A 14,854-nucleotide genomic window follows, 5' to 3' on the forward strand; every position below is an offset into this window, starting at 1 on the left:
CTCGGGCTATCAAAGGGTCCATATTACTGAGCCTCTCTATAAGACGTAGACCGTTATCGAACCGCTCTACCCCCTGCCGTGAAAGTGGTCGTATATGGTCTTGGCAACGGTCTTGCTAATACCATCTACCGTCTCAAGGTCGATAAGGCCCGCCTCTGCAACGCCCTTCGGCGAGCCAAAGCGGTGGAGGAGGGCGCGCTTGCGCTTGGTGCCGATACCGGAAATTTCGTCTAGCTCTGAGCGTGCCAAGGCGCGTGCGCGACGGGCGCGATGGCTGCCTATGGCGAAGCGATGGGCCTCGTCGCGCAAGCGCTGGAGAAAATAGCTGACAGGGCTGTTGGGGCGCACCAGGAAAGGCTGGCGGTCCGGCATATGGATGCGCTCGCGCCCGACGGCACGATCCGGCCCCTTGGCGATGGCGGCAACTCCGATGCCGCCCTCGCCGACACTGACGCCGAGATCGGCGAAGGTGGCGAGTGCACTCGACAACTGCCCGGCGCCGCCGTCGATCAGCACCAGGTCCGGCCATTGCCCGTTCGCCCCCTCCGGATCTTCCTTGTTAAGCCGTGTGAAGCGCCGCGTCAGCACCTCGCGCATCATGGCATAGTCGTCGCCGGGCGCGAAACCGCCGGCACCGCTGCCCTTGATGTTGAACTTGCGATAGGCGCCCTTGATCGGGCCCTCGGATCCCGCCACGACCATAGCACCGACGGCGCGGCTACCGGAGATATGGCTGTTGTCGTAGACCTCGATGCGCTGCGGCGTGGCCTCAAGTCCAAACATTTCGGCGACGCTTTCGAGCAGGCGGCGCTGGGTGACGCTCTCAGCCAGCCGTCTGGCCAAAGCCTCGCGAGCATTGGCAACCGCTTGGTGAACCAGGCGACATTTATCGCCTCGCTGTGGCCTGATCACCTGGACCCGACGCCCGGCGCGCAGACCGAGAGCTTCGCCCATTAGCGCCTGACCCTCAACCTGGTGGCTGAGCAACACCCGCCGCGGCGCCTCGCGGCCGTCGTAGAACTGAGAGACAAAGGCGCCGAGCACGGCTGCCGCATTGTCGTCACGGCCGTGGCTCGGATAGTGCGCACGGTTGCCGTAATTACGCCCACCGCGGAAGAAGAACACCTGGATGCAGGTCTGCCCACCGTCCTGGTAGGCGGCGATGACGTCGGCATCGCCCACAGCATCCACGTTAATGCCCTGGTGTGCCTGGATATGGGCGAGGGCGCGAATACGGTCCCGCAGCACCGCCGCTGCCTCAAACGCAAGGGCGTCACTTGCCGCTTGCATGCGCTCGGCCATGCGCTTCTGCACCGCCTGGCTGCGCCCGGCGAGAAAGTCGCCGACTTGGGCTACAATCTCGTCATAGTCCTTGGCCGAAACCTTGCTGGCACAGGGGCCTACACAGCGCTTGATCTGATATTGCAGGCAGGGCCGGATGCGGCTCGAGAAGACGCTGTCAGAGCAGGTGCGCAGCGGAAACGCGCGTTGCAAGGCGTTGAGCGTGCGGTTGACGGCACCCGCCGAGGCAAAGGGGCCAAAATAGCGCCCGGGCTTGGAGCGCGCGCCGCGGTGTTTGAGGAGCTGTGGCCAGTCATCATCACCGGTGAGCAGGATATAGGGGTGCGACTTGTCGTCGCGCAGGACGATATTGTAGCGCGGCTTGAGCAGCTTGATCAGATTGGCCTCAAGCAGCAGCGCCTCAGCCTCGGTATGGGTGCTGATGACCTCGACCGAGGCAGTTTCCGCAATCATGCGGGCGATGCGTACCGACTGGCGGACCGGGTTGGCATAGGAGGCGACGCGCTTGCGTAAGCTGCGCGCCTTGCCGACATAGAGCACGTTGCCCTTGGCACCGAGCATGCGATAAACGCCGGGGACCGACGGCAGCCGCCGCACGGTATCGCGGATAACCGGCGCGCCGCCGGGAAGGGAGCTTTGCTCACTCATAGCTGTGCTCGCCATGACCGCACTATCCCCACAGTCGAGTATCGGGTCAATGTGGCAAAAGCGAGGGAATATAGGGGCTCACCACAAGCTAGTGCAACTATCCACCAAACCTGTGGAAAACTCAGTGTAAAATCTAGCTAATACAAGTGTTAAGGGAAGGATACACTTTGATTAAACCAATTTGCCTAATTTCTAGGCAAAATTATCAACCTATTGATTCCTAAGAATAAATAATATGGAAGTTTGATTCTCTTATGGGTCCGTTTGGAATGCGGGACGCTGTCGTGGCAAAAATAGAATGGCAAATACACGCTGTGAACAAATTTCCTTGAGAACTCTGACCTGAATGAACTGAAAATCGTTGGTTAATTGGCGCAGGACCGTTCAATTTCGACGCCAACCACGGCCTCGTCGCTCAACACGTCAAGCTTCTCTACCTGAACGTTTACACGCGTAACTCGCGAGTCGGCCAGGCACATATCGGCGACGCGCTCAGCTAGACTCTCGACCAAATTTATGTGCCCTTCGGCAACGATAGCGCGAATGCCAGCAACGACGTCATCATAGCTCACCACCTCGGCAATGCGGTCGTTATGAGGCGCATCAGGCTCGGCGATGTCGAGGGTGACGGCAAGCGCTACGCGCTGGCTGCGGCCGCGTTCGTGCGGGTGGATACCGATGGCGCAGTCGATAACCAGGTTGCGCACGAACAGCCGCCGGGAATGGGTCTTGGCAGACGGCGTTGCGATGGGATGGAGCTTGCCTCGGGTCTGCATCTATTCCAGGTCCGCGTCGTTTGGGGGTGCGTTGCGCCAGCCGAGATGCTGGCCGCTATCGAGAGCGATCATTTGCCCTGTCAGGGATCGCGCGTCCAGGATAAAGCGCAAGGCATGGCAAATCTCATCTACCGAGACAGCGCGGGCGAGCGGCGTGGCGGCAACCTGTCTGGCGAATGCGCCCTCGTCCTGGTACGCGCTGGGCAATGTCGGGCCGGGGCCGATACTCATGACGCGGATGCGCGGCGCGAACGCCATAGCCAGGGTCTGGGTGAGGGTCCAGAGGGCCGACTTGCTCACGGTGTAGGACAGGAAGTGGGGCGTCAGGTTGACGACGCGCTGGTCAAGCAGGTTGACGATGACGCCCTCGCGCTCGGAGGGCAGGGCCGCGGCGAAAGCCTGAGCGAGTACGAGCGGGGCGCGCAGATTCACCACCATATGCGCGTCCCAGCTTCGACGATTCACCGTCGCGGCGGAATCGTATTCGAAAAGCGAGGCGTTGTTGACCAGGCAGGTGACGGGGCCAAGCGCCGATGCCGCCGCGACCAGCCCGGCGGTGGCTTCCTCGTCCGCGAGGTCGGCAGCGAAGGCGCGTGCTTGCCCGCCAGCCGCCTCGATCTCAGCCACCACTGCGGCCGCGGCCTCATCCGAGCGGCGATAATGGACGGCGACAGAGTAGCCGTGCTCAGCGGTTGCCATAGCAATAGATTTACCGATGCGCTCTCCGGCACCGGTGACTAAGGCCACCCCCTTACTCTTGTCTATCATTTCCGACCCACGAGTAAGACCGTTGTCATCGCCGCGGCGAGCCATAGCGCGGCCAACCACCAGGTCTGCCATACGCCATAGGAAAAACTCGAAAGCGCAACTGCTACCAAGATGGCGGCAGACGCCGCCGCCGCCGGCAGACGCCGCGGCAAGCCGCGCGCCACGCCCAGCAGCAGGCCGCCGCAGAGCAAGGCGAACAGCGCCGCGCCCGGCAGTCCAAGCTCGAGCCAAAGCTGCAGCGGTGCGTTATGGGGATGCAGCGGCAGGGCAGTCATCTCACCATAGGGCTGGAATGGCAAGGAACGGTCGAACTGCACGATGTAGGTATCGGCGCCGGGGATTGAGCGCGAGGCATCGAGACCCCAGCCCGTGAAGCGGCGCTCGAGAATGCGGTCCGAGACGAAGCGCCAGATGTAGATGCGGTGCACCGCGGTCGCGGAGATCTGGCTTACCCATTCGTAGGCGACATTGGGCGAGAGCACCGTAATCGGCAGTATCGGAGCGGCCATGGTTCCCAGCGCGACAAGCGCTGCGAGCCCACGCGTGGCTATACCTGGCGCTACCACAACGACGACAAAGACGACAGCGCCAACCACGAAGGCGACCTCAGCCGAGTTGGACTCGAGCAACAGCAAGACGCTTATCAGCGCCACTATCAGGAGCAACGCCGCGCCGCGCACGGCGCCTTTTCCGCTGTCGCGCGCACGTTGCCAGAGCCAGGCAACGGCGGGCCAGACCATCAGCACAATCACGGTCGCGCCTCGGTTCAACCCCGCCACGCCGTAATAAGCGGGATCGTCGTGAATGGCCTTGCGTAAGGCGCCGTTGCCCAGAGCATCCACCGCCATTACCGCTAGCGCCAACGCGATGCCCAAGCACAACGCGGCACCGATGCGATCACGATAGGGCTGCTCCAGGGCAAGCGTGCCGGCGACCAGAAACAGCCCGACGGCGCTAATAAAGGCGAGCTTAACAAGCCGCGCACGTGCCTGGTCAGGAAACTCGGCCCACAGGCTGTCAATGGCAGCCCAGACAAGCATCGCCGCCAAGGCAAATGCGGCCCAGCGCAGCACCTGTGGCAGGCGCTCGCCTACAGCCGCATAGACCGGCAGCGCCGCCAGCGCGGCAATCAGTGCCAGCGCTGCCAACGCCTTCGGGACCAGGACGGCGAACGGTGCGAACAGAAAGGCCGCCAAAGTTAGCACCGCCACCCAGATGCGAATGAAAATATCGCTCATCAGCGCCCCCCGCGAGCGCGTGCCGAGCGCGAGCGGCCGCCAGAGTGATCACGCCGCGAACCCGACATAGCGCTGGCGCGGCCGGCGGTGCTGCGGGCAACCCCAGAGAAACCCTCGTTCAGCCCGAGATCGCTCGTTTCGAGGTGGCGGATCTGGTCGCGCAGTGCCGCCGCCTCCTCAAACTCCAGATTGCCAGCGTGGGCACGCATGCGCTTTTCCAAATCCGCAATATGCGCTTTCAGGTTATCCCCTACCAAATGCAGCGTTTTTCCATCACCGGTCTCCACGGTGACATAGTCGGCCTCATGCACGCCTTCGAGAATATCACCGATGTCCTTGCGCACCGATTCTGGCGTAATGCAGTTGGCAGCGTTGAAAGCTTGTTGCTTCTCGCGCCGCCGGTTGGTCTCCTCTAGCGCTACTTTCAGCGAGCCGGTCATCTGATCAGCATAGAGAAGGCAGCGCCCATCAACATTGCGCGCAGCGCGACCGATAGTCTGGATTAGCGAGGTTTGTGAGCGTAAAAAACCTTCCTTGTCAGCATCGAGAATGGCAACCAGCGCACATTCGGGAATGTCGAGCCCCTCGCGCAGCAAGTTGATGCCGACCAGCACGTCGAAGGCGCCGAGGCGCAGATCTCGGATGATCTCGATGCGCTCGAGTGTGTCTATGTCTGAGTGCAGATAGCGCACCTTGATGCCGGCCTCGCTGAGGTATTCCGTCAGATCCTCCGCCATGCGCTTGGTCAGCGTAGTGACCAGCACCCGCTGCCCTTGCCGGGCTGCGTCGCGGCACTCGGCAAGAAGATTGTCGACCTGGGACGAGGCCGGGCGCACAATGCAGACCGGATCGATGAGGCCAGTGGGTCGGATTACCTGTTCCGTGAAAACGCCGCCCACGCGCTCCAACTCCCATGGCCCCGGCGTCGCTGAGACGAAGACCGTTTGCGGGCGCATCGCCTCCCATTCCTCGAACTTGAGCGGCCGGTTGTCAACGCACGAGGGCAAGCGAAAGCCGAACTCGCTGAGCGTCGACTTGCGCTTAAAATCGCCGCGATACATACCGCTGAGCTGGGGCACCGTGACGTGGCTCTCGTCAACCACTAGTAGCGCGTTCTCGGGCAGATACTCGAATAATGTCGGCGGCGGCTCACCAGGCTGGCGGCCAGTGAGATAGCGCGAATAGTTCTCGATGCCGGCACACGAGCCGGTGGTCTCGATCATCTCCAAATCGAAGGTGGTGCGCTGCTCCAGCCGCTGTATTTCCAAGAGCTTGCCCAGCGCTTCGAACTCCTTGAGGCGCTCGCTGAGTTCACAGCGAATACCCTTGACGGCTTGTCGCACGGTAGGGCGCGGGATAACGTAATGGCTGTTGGCATAAATGCGTACTTTGTCCAGCCGGTCTGTCTTCTCGCCGGTCAACGGGTCAAACTCGACGATCGATTCGATATCGTCACCAAACAGCGACAACCGCCAGGCGCGGTCTTCATAATGGGCCGGAAAGATCTCCACGCCGTCGCCACGCACACGAAAGGTTCCGCGCACAAAATTCGTATCGTTGCGGCGATATTGCAGCTCCACGAACTGCTTGAGGAGCGTGTTGCGATCTACCTGACCGCCGGCGCTGAGTTCCACCACCATCTGCGAATAGGTCTCGACTGAACCAATACCGTAAATGCACGAGACGCTGGCAACGATGACCACGTCCTCCTGCTCCAGCAGCGCCCGTGTTGCAGCATGGCGCATGCGGTCTATCTGCTCGTTTATCGAGGCGTCTTTCTCGATATAGGTGTCGGTGCGCGGCACATAGGCCTCAGGCTGATAGTAGTCGTAATAGGAGACAAAGTAATTGACGGCGTTATGCGGAAAGACCGCTTTCATCTCGCCGTAGAGTTGCGCTGCCAGCGTCTTATTGGGCGCGAGAATTAGCGTGGGGCGCGCTAGCTCCTGCACCACATGGGCGATGGTGAAGGTCTTGCCAGAGCCGGTGACGCCGAGCAGGACCTGGTCGCGCTCACCCGCCTGTAAGCCAGAGACAAGCTCCGATATCGCCTGCGGCTGATCCCCCGCAGGCGCAAAATTCGAAACCAGCTCAAACGCCCGCCCCGCCTCTGCGGCCGCCTCTCTCTTCGCCACTTGTGCCATGTGGCGCATTTTCAGCGAGGGCGCGCGAGGATGCAATGGGGTGGGTGCTTAGAACGCCTGCCCCAAAGCTTTCGTAAGAAACTTCATCAGCGGCGTCGCAGCATGGAAGGTGTCAGTCACTTCGTTAAGGAAGCCGGGCGTGAGCGCGATCTTTCTGTCTACGCGGCGCATAGCAAAAAAGGTCTTGCGCTTGAGATCTTCAATATGGGGGTGGTCGGCGTCGTAGCCGCGGGGCGGGCGCACGAGGCCATCTCCGCCGATGCCGCCAAAGGTCTCATTTAAGCGCTTGTTGGTGACTACCCGCTTCCAGCCAGAGCGGTCCTCGTCGATGGCGTTGCGGATGGCGCCAAGGGCCGCACCGGGCGGCAGCCAAATGCCACCGCCGATGCGCACGTCGTTGGGGGCTAGGTGCACATAGTAGCCCGGCGTATGGACGTCCCGGGTGCGGATCTCGTGGCGGAAGTGGCACGAGGCATGCTCCTTGTATGGGCGCCTGTCTTTCGAGAAACGCACATCGCGATATATGCGAAACATTGAGCCACCATTGGCGCGCGGATCGGCCACAAAATGCAGCGAGATCTTGCGTAGTCTGGGCGCCATGGTCGCGATGAAGGCGACCATGGGGCTCACCACCTCATCCTGGTAGCGCACCTTGTTGTTGGCAAACCAGTCGCGGTTATTGTTCACTGCCAACTCCTCCAAGAAAGCGAAAAAGATTGGCGAAAAATGGATGAATGCACCTGTCATGGCGGCAGCGCTCCGTATGAGACGGTGTTGCGGAGATCGCAACGAATCGATCCAATGTACAAATACTGTGTTGAATCGCATGCACGATCAGTGTCTTGAGTCGATGATTGCCTTTTCGCCGGATATGCGACCTGCTCACCATCGACTCAATGCGTATGCTACAGTGTTCAATTCCAAGCTTGCTCTTTGGGTGCTAGACTCGCCGCAAGAAACAAGGAGCGGACAGTGACGTTCGACCTAGCGGGTAAGCGGGTTTGGGTGGCGGGCCACCGGGGCATGGTGGGTTCGGCACTGTTGCGCCGGCTGGCGAACGAGGATTGCGAGGTGCTGACCGTTGGGCGCGAGCGCGTAGATCTTCGCTGCCAGGCGGATGTCGAGGCCTGGATGGTCGAGGTGCGGCCCGATGCAGTGTTAGTGGCTGCGGCAACCGTCGGCGGCATTTATGCCAACTCAACGCGGCCAGCAGAGTTCCTATATGACAATCTGGCGCTGGAAACCAATATCATCGAAGCGGCGAGGCACAGCGGGGTTGCTAAGTTGCTGTTCCTTGGCTCAAGCTGTATCTATCCGCGTGATGCCGACCAGCCCATGGCTGAGAGTGCTCTGCTCAGCGGCCCACTCGAGCCGACAAACGAATGGTACGCTATCGCCAAGATCGCTGGACTCAAGCTTTGCGATGCTTATCGTCGGCAATATGGCTGCGATTTCATCTCTGCCCAGCCGACTAACCTCTATGGCATTAACGACAATTTTGACCTTCGGCAAAGTCATGCGCTGCCAGCACTGCTGCGAAAGGTGCACGAGGCCAAGGCCCGCGGCAAGCCAAACTTCGAGGTCTGGGGTACGGGCACGCCGAAGCGCGAATTTCTCTATGTGGACGATCTCGCTGATGCCCTGGTGCACCTGATGAAAGTCTATTCCGACGAAGGTCCCGTCAATGTCGGCACGGGCGAGGAAGTTACCATCCGCGAACTTGCCGAGCGGGTGGCGGAAACTGTCGGCTTCGATGGTGATCTCGTCTTCCTTGCGGATAAACCCGACGGCACGCCGCGCAAGCTGGTCGACAACAGCTTGCTAGCCTCGCTTGGCTGGCACGCCGAGACCGACCTGGCGGAGGGCCTACGCAAGACCTATGCCTGGTATCTGGAGAGCGTGGCACCAGGCCTGATGGCGGCGAAGTGATCATCGAGACCGGCCTCTGGGCCGAGCCGCTTGCAAAGCCGAACCCCCTCCCCATTCCCGCGCTGTTTGTCGACCGAGATGGGGTTCTGATCGAAGATTCCGGATATCTCGGCGACCCCGCAGGCGTGAAAATGATTGAGGGTGCAGCACACACCCTCGCCGCCTGCAATGCGGCCAGCGTGCCGGTGGTGATGGTAACAAATCAATCCGGTATCGGGCGCGGCTACTACAACTGGGCTGATTTTGCTGCGGTCCAAGCCCGCATGCGGGCGCTGTTGGAGACGAACGGAGCCCACATCGATGGCGTCTATGCCTGCGCTTATCACGCCGAGGGCCAAGCGGACTTTGCCATCGCCACCCACTCCTGGCGCAAGCCTGGTGACGGCATGCTGCGCGCCGCGGCAGCCGCCCTCAGCCTCGACCTGACGCACTCCTGGATCATCGGCGATCACGCCAAGGACATGGCGGCCGGCCGGGCAGCCGGCCTCGCCGGCGGTGTCCACGTGCTAAGCGGCCACGGTCAGGCCGAGCGCGCCGCCGCGCTGGCAGTGTCCGGCAAAGCGTATCCGGTAGAAACGGTGGCGACGATCGCCGATTGCCTTTCGCTTGCCGAGCGGCTGGCGATCTAGGGTGTTACCGGGGATGCCCCACAGCGGCTTGTCAGATGCTTTTCCCATATGAGGAAGAGAGACAGTCAATAACGACCATGTTCGACCGCTATAGCCGATTCGCGACGGTCAGCCAGATCGTCTCGGCGTTCTATGATCAGGTGATGAATACGCCTGGGCTTGATGGATACGCCTGAGCTAAGACATTATTTCGAGCATACCAATATGGCCGTCTAATCTGACCATTAGACAAAGTCCATCGTGTCGGTAATAGGTGATCCACCCAGCTACAGTGTTGATCAATCAGAGCGGGCGCGACAGAGAAAAATCTAGATACACCACCTGTCAGACGAATAAAATCGATTCTAAGTTCTGCAGGAAGATGCCTAGCTACTCCTCAGCATATCCAGACAGTCTCAACATCATAACTTTAGCCCTCCCCATCCCCTCATGCCGCGGCGTCTAGCGCGTCGCCAAGCACGTTAGCGATGGTGTCGATGTGCGCACGCTCGACAATCAACGGCGGCGACAGCGCCACGGTGTCTTGCGTGGTGCGCACCAAGAGCCCATTGTCGAGACAATCGAGGAAGGCATCGAAAGCACGCGCGCCCACGGCGCCGGGACGCGATTCAACCTCGATGCCAGCGACCAACCCAATATTGCGAATATCGATGACGTTGCATCGGTCAGCCAGAGAATGTACCGCTTCCTCCCAATAGGGAGCGAGCGCCGCTGCCCGGTCGAAGAGTTCCTCCCGGCGATAGATATCGAGCGTGGCGAGACCTGCCGCGCAAGCCAGCGGGTGGCCAGAATAGGTATAGCCGTGGAACAGCTCGATGGCCTGTTCCGCATTGGCCAGCAGCGCATCGTGAATGCCCTTGCGCATTACCGCCGCGCCCATCGGCACGGCCGCATTGGTGAGCCCTTTGGCGATAGTCGCGATGTCTGGAATCACATCAAAATGCTCGCAGGCGAAGGCGGCACCGAGGCGGCCGAAGCCGGTTATCACCTCGTCAAAGATCAATAATATGCCGTGATGATCACAAATCTCACGCAACCGCTCCAGATAGCGGACCGGCGGCACCAGGACGCCGGTCGAACCCGACATGGGCTCAACTATCACCGCCGCGATGCGATCGCCACCGTGCAATTGCACCAAGCTTTCCAGGTTGTCGGCGAGATGCGCGCCCCATTTTGGCTGACCGCGACAGAATGTATTGTGCTCGGGCGCATGGGTGTGGGGCAGATGATCGACTTGGCCAAGCTGGTTGCGGAACTGGCGCCGGTTGGCCCCAATGCCGCCAACGGACATGCCGCCGAAGCCGACGCCGTGATAGCCGCGCTCGCGTCCGATCAGTATGGTGCGGGCGGGTTCGCCATTAGCCTGGTGGTAGGCGAGCGCGATCTTGAGAGCTGTATCGACCGCTTCCGAGCCCGAATTGGTAAAGAAGACGTGGTCAAGATCGCCGGGGAGCAGCGCAGCGACGTGCGAGGCAAGCTCGAATTCCAGCGGATGCCCCATTTGGAAGGCGGGCGCGTAGTCCATGCGCTCGCTCTGGGCATGGATCGCCTCGCTGATCTCGCGCCGGCCATGTCCGGCATTGACGCACCAAAGGCCCGAAGTGCCGTCAAGAATACGGCGGCCGTCGCTGGTCTCATAGTACACGCCTTCGGCGCCGACGAATAATCGCGGCGCCTGCTTGAACTCCCGATTGGCCGTAAACGGCTTCCACAGTGCGTCAAGGGTATTGGGCGTGGCCAAGGCGGGAGCCTCAGCTTCAGTCGCAATATCGCTCATCGTTTGTCTCCGTATGGCGTGGAAATAGATTTACGACCGTGCCGCTTTCCGAATGGTAAACAATCGGGTCATGATCTGACAGATTGTGGCGACGATTATAATGCAACGCAGCTGCTCTAGGCTTCGTAGTCGTATCCGAGAGTTGCCAGCGCCTCCTCCAAATAGTCGCCGAGCAGGGGAATGCCGAGCAGATAGATGTCTGTGTGATCGGAGCGCGCATCGCGCGCCGCGTCCAGCGCCTCCGACCACTCGACTGCGACGAAATCGCCCCGTCCCATCCAGACCAACGCCACCAAATTGATCTGTTCCTCCTCGTTGAGGGCGTCAATAAACGCCATCAGTTCGTCGCGCACGGGATCAGTGTGATAGGTCTCGATGCCGTCTTCAATGTCCTCGTCTAGCTCGTCGCCGGTCGCTTCGGCGGTTTTCTCAGAGTCGATTTCTTCCAGCCTGGCGTCGTGAGCGCGCACGTGAGTGATAAAATTACAGACTTTCTCGACCGAGATGCCGAGCTCGGTTTCGCTTTTGTCGCTCATTGCACCTCTAACCTTGTTCGGAGCCTCAGTGACCGAAACCATGCGCATCTCGAAAGTACAGGTCAAACGGTAATCAGCAAAAAATTGCACGGGCCACTCTTGACGAAAGCGGTAGCGCAAACCACCCTTATTTTTTCTGGGAATATGAAGCACTAGGAAGCGGCCATGACCACGATTAGCCCTGACAGCCCTTTGAGGATCTCAACCAGAATTCCACTCGCAATGACCCTGATCGGACTGCTTTACATCGTGGGCGCCGTGCTGCTGGCGGATGGTTCCCACTAGGGAGGTCGCTACTCGCTGGCGTCAACAAGCGCAAGCGAGGTCTCGAACTTGACCAGGATCGCTTCCAGGTCGGACCGTGGAACGGCAGTGACGTTCGCGTCCGATGTGCTCTCAGAACTGGTAGCGGCCTGCGGAACGGTGCAGGTGAAGAGCGCCGGCTCAGTGGTTTGCCTTAATAACTTCTCGGGAGGCACTGAACGCCTTGACGCGTTCCTGATGTCAGTATGGCTGGGGGCGCCAGTACGCCACATGCGAGCAACGCCTCCGCGTTTCACTCGCAGGTTAGCAATGGGGGCGTAAGAGTGACCTCAGTTTCTTAGCCGACTGGCCAGCCCCGCTGCGATCGCCTCGTCGACCAGCGCGTCGGAGCGCGCGTCATCCATACTTTCAGCGATCACCCGCCGCGTCGCGGCGATGGTCACGTCGACCACGTTGGCGCGGATCTGCTCCAGCGCTCTCACCTTGGCCTGGGCGATCTTATCGGTGGCTGACTTGCCGCGGCGCTCAAGCGCCGATTCGAGGTCGGCCTTGGCCTGCTCGGTCTCGATGCGCGCGGTCTGCTTGGCCTGCTCGACGATGCCTTCGGTCTCCTTGACCGCGTCACGCTGCTGGCGCTGATAGCCGGCGAGCAGGGTCTGAGCCTCCTCGCGCAACGCCACCGCGCGCTCCAGTTCGCTCTTTATCGCCGCAGCGCGGCCGTCGAGCATACCGGTGATCATTGCCCAGGCCTTTTTGCCGACCGCGGCTATGAAAACCACGAAAGCGATGAGCACCCATAACTCAGGATCATGAAACATCAGGCGCGCATCTCCATCTCGGTATCAACGGCCTTGGCCAGTGCGTCTTGCGATACCTCGGCCCCGAGCAACTTGGCGGTCGCAGCCTGTGCTGCGGCCACGGCGACGTCGCGCAGGCCCGTGCGCACCTCGGCCACGGCCTCGGCGATACGAGCCTCCTCCGTCGCGGCGCGGGTATCAAGCTCGATCTCGAACGCGGCCTGGCGCTTAGCCGCCTCAGCCATCATCTCCTCACGCGCCGCGGCGGCGATCGCCTGTGCCTCGGCGCTAGTCTTGGCCATCGTCGCTTCGTAGGCAGCCAGCGCCTCTGCCGCCTCCTCGCGCATGCGCGTCGCCGTCTCCAGATCGCCCGCGATACGCTCCTGGCGCTGCTCCATCGCCTCGGCAATACGCGGCAGAGCCACGCGGGCCATCACGCAATAGAAAGCACCAAAGGTAATCGCCAACCACACCAGTTGCGGCATATAGTCGGCAAAATCCATTTGCGGCATAGCGTTCTCCCCGTTTCCGGGATCTTTGCTCGGCCGCCTAGCCGAACATGATCAGAAAGGCCATGACCAGCGCATAGAGCGCCACTGCCTCGGTAAGTGCGAAACCCAGTAGCACGTTGCCAAACATCTTCGGCGCCGCCGCAGGGTTGCGCATGCCGCCGGCCACATATTGGCCGAAGATGGTGCCGATACCGACCCCTGCGCCGGCCACGCCGATGGTCGCCAGACCGGCGCCAATGAGTTTTGCGGCTTCAATATCCACGGTTCTTGATCCTTCGTTTCAAGGTCACAAAAGTAAGGTCCGGCCTGCCCATCAGTGATGCAGATGCACCGAATCGCTGATGTAGAGGCAGGTCAGAACGGCGAAGACATACGCCTGCAGGAACGCGATGATGGTCTCCAGCGCGAACAACAGGACGATGAAGATAAACGGCGCGAAGCCGAACAACCCGAGCGCCACGACAAAGCCAGCGAAGACTTTGATCATGGTGTGGCCGGCCATCATGTTAGCGGCCAGCCGCACCGAGAGACTGATCGGACGTGAGAGATAAGAGATGAACTCGATCGGCACCAAGAGCGGCGCCAGGGAGATGGGCACACCAGGGGGCAAAAACAGCGAGAAGAACCTGGCCCCGTGGCGAACGATACCGAGTATGGTTACGCTGACGAAGATCACACCGGCGAGCGCGAAAGTGACTATGATGTGGCTGGTGACGGTGAAGCTATACGGGATCAGGCCAAGCGAGTTGCAGAACAGGATGAACATGAACAGCGTGAAGACGAAGGGGAAAAACTTGCGCCCTTCCGAGCCGACGCTATCGCGCACGGTCTTCGCAATCAGCTCGTAACTCATCTCCGCTAAGAGCTGCCAGCGCCCCGGTACCAGCGCGTTGCGCTTCGGGCTCAGGGTCAGAAATGCCGACATTAGCGCGACGCCGATAACCATCATCAGCGAGGAGTTGGTGAACGACACATCAATACCGCCGATGTGCATTTCCACCAGGCGATGAATCGCGAACTGCTCGAGTGGGCTATGTCCGGCGGCCACCGCTTCTTTCCTATTTTCTGGCTGGCGGCCTCAAGCGCTGGGGCCGCCGTCCTCGTCCTTTTCCTCGGCAGCGGTGCCGAGGCGCACTGCCGTCCGATACGCATTCAACGTTCCGGCTGCCATCCCGAGAGCTAAGAAAAGCAGCAGCATCCAGGGCCGCGTGCCAAGAAGCGTATCCAGGCCCCAACCCAATATTGCGCCGACAAACACCGCCGACGCCATTTCAGTCGCCAAACGGAGAGCCTGTCCCATCGACGTGCCCCGGGAGGAGGCGGTCTTGGCGGATTCGTGTTTGCTACGGGCCTCTTTCAGACGTCTATCAAGATCCTCCAGAGATGGAGGCGGCAGATCATCCCCATCGTCTACCGTCATCGGCATCCTCTGCCCCGCCACCAGCGAAGCGGCGGCGAAAAAGCGGGTGCAACATAGGGTTTGACCCTGAACCTGTCAAGAACCAGTCGCACCATCATAAGTTATTGATATAAA

Annotated in this window: 15 protein-coding genes; 2 read left to right on the plus strand and 13 right to left on the minus strand. The window is 60.7% G+C overall.

Features of this window, described 5'->3' with window-relative positions:
- Positions 1-66: 66 nt before the first annotated feature.
- The 6 genes from uvrC to QF629_10020 form a co-directional block, all read right to left on the minus strand.
- Positions 67-1,965, minus strand: a complete 1,899-nt coding sequence (gene uvrC, locus QF629_09995) for an excinuclease ABC subunit UvrC (GenBank protein MDP6013861.1) — start codon at positions 1,963-1,965, stop codon at positions 67-69.
- Positions 1,966-2,315: 350 nt separating this feature from the next.
- Positions 2,316-2,726 carry a dihydroneopterin aldolase gene (gene folB / locus QF629_10000; protein ID MDP6013862.1) on the minus strand — a complete coding sequence of 137 codons (411 nt, stop codon included), beginning with the start codon at positions 2,724-2,726 and terminating at the stop codon, positions 2,316-2,318.
- Positions 2,727-3,494 (minus strand): SDR family oxidoreductase, encoded by a 768-nt coding sequence (locus tag QF629_10005; GenBank protein ID MDP6013863.1) that lies wholly within the window; start codon positions 3,492-3,494, stop codon positions 2,727-2,729.
- Positions 3,491-4,732, minus strand: coding sequence for an O-antigen ligase family protein (locus QF629_10010; GenBank protein MDP6013864.1), 1,242 nt, complete (start codon positions 4,730-4,732; stop codon positions 3,491-3,493). Before QF629_10010 ends, QF629_10005 begins: the two co-directional genes overlap by 4 nt.
- Positions 4,732-6,876, minus strand: coding sequence for an excinuclease ABC subunit UvrB (gene uvrB, locus QF629_10015; protein MDP6013865.1), 2,145 nt, complete (start codon positions 6,874-6,876; stop codon positions 4,732-4,734). Before uvrB ends, QF629_10010 begins: the two co-directional genes overlap by 1 nt.
- Positions 6,877-6,924: 48 nt before the next feature.
- Positions 6,925-7,623, minus strand: coding sequence for a DUF2461 domain-containing protein (locus QF629_10020; GenBank protein ID MDP6013866.1), 699 nt, complete (start codon positions 7,621-7,623; stop codon positions 6,925-6,927).
- A gap of 186 nt (positions 7,624-7,809) precedes the next feature.
- Here QF629_10020 and QF629_10025 point away from each other — a divergent pair, with 186 nt between their 5' ends.
- Positions 7,810-8,805, plus strand: coding sequence for a GDP-L-fucose synthase (locus tag QF629_10025; protein ID MDP6013867.1), 996 nt, complete (start codon positions 7,810-7,812; stop codon positions 8,803-8,805).
- Complete coding sequence (locus tag QF629_10030; protein ID MDP6013868.1) at positions 8,802-9,434, plus strand: HAD-IIIA family hydrolase; 633 nt, start codon at positions 8,802-8,804, stop codon at positions 9,432-9,434. The genes QF629_10025 and QF629_10030 overlap by 4 nt, the downstream gene beginning before the upstream one ends.
- 427 nt (positions 9,435-9,861) lie before the next feature.
- Here the strand turns inward: QF629_10030 and QF629_10035 are convergent, their stop codons facing one another.
- The 7 genes from QF629_10035 to QF629_10065 all read right to left on the minus strand — a co-directional run bounded on the left by QF629_10035 (position 9,862) and on the right by QF629_10065 (position 14,740).
- On the minus strand, positions 9,862-11,211 hold the full coding sequence (locus QF629_10035) for an aspartate aminotransferase family protein (GenBank protein ID MDP6013869.1): 1,350 nt from the start codon (positions 11,209-11,211) through the stop codon (positions 9,862-9,864).
- A 116-nt stretch (positions 11,212-11,327) separates the two neighbouring features.
- Complete coding sequence (locus QF629_10040; protein MDP6013870.1) at positions 11,328-11,747, minus strand: DUF3775 domain-containing protein; 420 nt, start codon at positions 11,745-11,747, stop codon at positions 11,328-11,330.
- Between the two features lie 593 nt (positions 11,748-12,340).
- Positions 12,341-12,829, minus strand: coding sequence for a F0F1 ATP synthase subunit B (locus QF629_10045; protein MDP6013871.1), 489 nt, complete (start codon positions 12,827-12,829; stop codon positions 12,341-12,343).
- Entirely contained in the window at positions 12,829-13,320 is a 492-nt protein-coding gene (locus QF629_10050) for a F0F1 ATP synthase subunit B' (protein MDP6013872.1), read from the minus strand. Before QF629_10050 ends, QF629_10045 begins: the two co-directional genes overlap by 1 nt.
- Positions 13,321-13,357: 37 nt before the next feature.
- Entirely contained in the window at positions 13,358-13,582 is a 225-nt protein-coding gene (locus QF629_10055; GenBank protein MDP6013873.1) for a F0F1 ATP synthase subunit C, read from the minus strand.
- A 51-nt stretch (positions 13,583-13,633) separates the two neighbouring features.
- Complete coding sequence (locus QF629_10060) at positions 13,634-14,368, minus strand: F0F1 ATP synthase subunit A (protein ID MDP6013874.1); 735 nt, start codon at positions 14,366-14,368, stop codon at positions 13,634-13,636.
- Positions 14,369-14,398: 30 nt separating this feature from the next.
- Entirely contained in the window at positions 14,399-14,740 is a 342-nt protein-coding gene (locus tag QF629_10065) for an AtpZ/AtpI family protein (GenBank protein ID MDP6013875.1), read from the minus strand.
- Positions 14,741-14,854: the final 114 nt, after the last annotated feature.

The organism is Alphaproteobacteria bacterium (assembly GCA_030739735.1).
Taxonomy (GTDB): Bacteria; Pseudomonadota; Alphaproteobacteria; order UBA7887; family UBA7887; genus UBA7887.

What these genes read in the sequence shown, in the direction of transcription:
- uvrC (MDP6013861.1), bottom strand. Translation starts at nt 1,965, where the DNA reads ATGGCGAGCACAGCTATGAGTGAGCAAAGCTCCCTTCCCGGCGGCGCG.
- folB (MDP6013862.1), bottom strand. Translation starts at nt 2,726, where the DNA reads ATGCAGACCCGAGGCAAGCTCCATCCCATCGCAACGCCGTCTGCCAAG.
- QF629_10005 (MDP6013863.1), bottom strand. Translation starts at nt 3,494, where the DNA reads ATGATAGACAAGAGTAAGGGGGTGGCCTTAGTCACCGGTGCCGGAGAG.
- QF629_10010 (MDP6013864.1), bottom strand. Translation starts at nt 4,732, where the DNA reads ATGAGCGATATTTTCATTCGCATCTGGGTGGCGGTGCTAACTTTGGCG.
- uvrB (MDP6013865.1), bottom strand. Translation starts at nt 6,876, where the DNA reads ATGGCACAAGTGGCGAAGAGAGAGGCGGCCGCAGAGGCGGGGCGGGCG.
- QF629_10020 (MDP6013866.1), bottom strand. Translation starts at nt 7,623, where the DNA reads ATGACAGGTGCATTCATCCATTTTTCGCCAATCTTTTTCGCTTTCTTG.
- QF629_10035 (MDP6013869.1), bottom strand. Translation starts at nt 11,211, where the DNA reads ATGAGCGATATTGCGACTGAAGCTGAGGCTCCCGCCTTGGCCACGCCC.
- QF629_10040 (MDP6013870.1), bottom strand. Translation starts at nt 11,747, where the DNA reads ATGAGCGACAAAAGCGAAACCGAGCTCGGCATCTCGGTCGAGAAAGTC.
- QF629_10045 (MDP6013871.1), bottom strand. Translation starts at nt 12,829, where the DNA reads ATGTTTCATGATCCTGAGTTATGGGTGCTCATCGCTTTCGTGGTTTTC.
- QF629_10050 (MDP6013872.1), bottom strand. Translation starts at nt 13,320, where the DNA reads ATGCCGCAAATGGATTTTGCCGACTATATGCCGCAACTGGTGTGGTTG.
- QF629_10065 (MDP6013875.1), bottom strand. Translation starts at nt 14,740, where the DNA reads ATGACGGTAGACGATGGGGATGATCTGCCGCCTCCATCTCTGGAGGAT.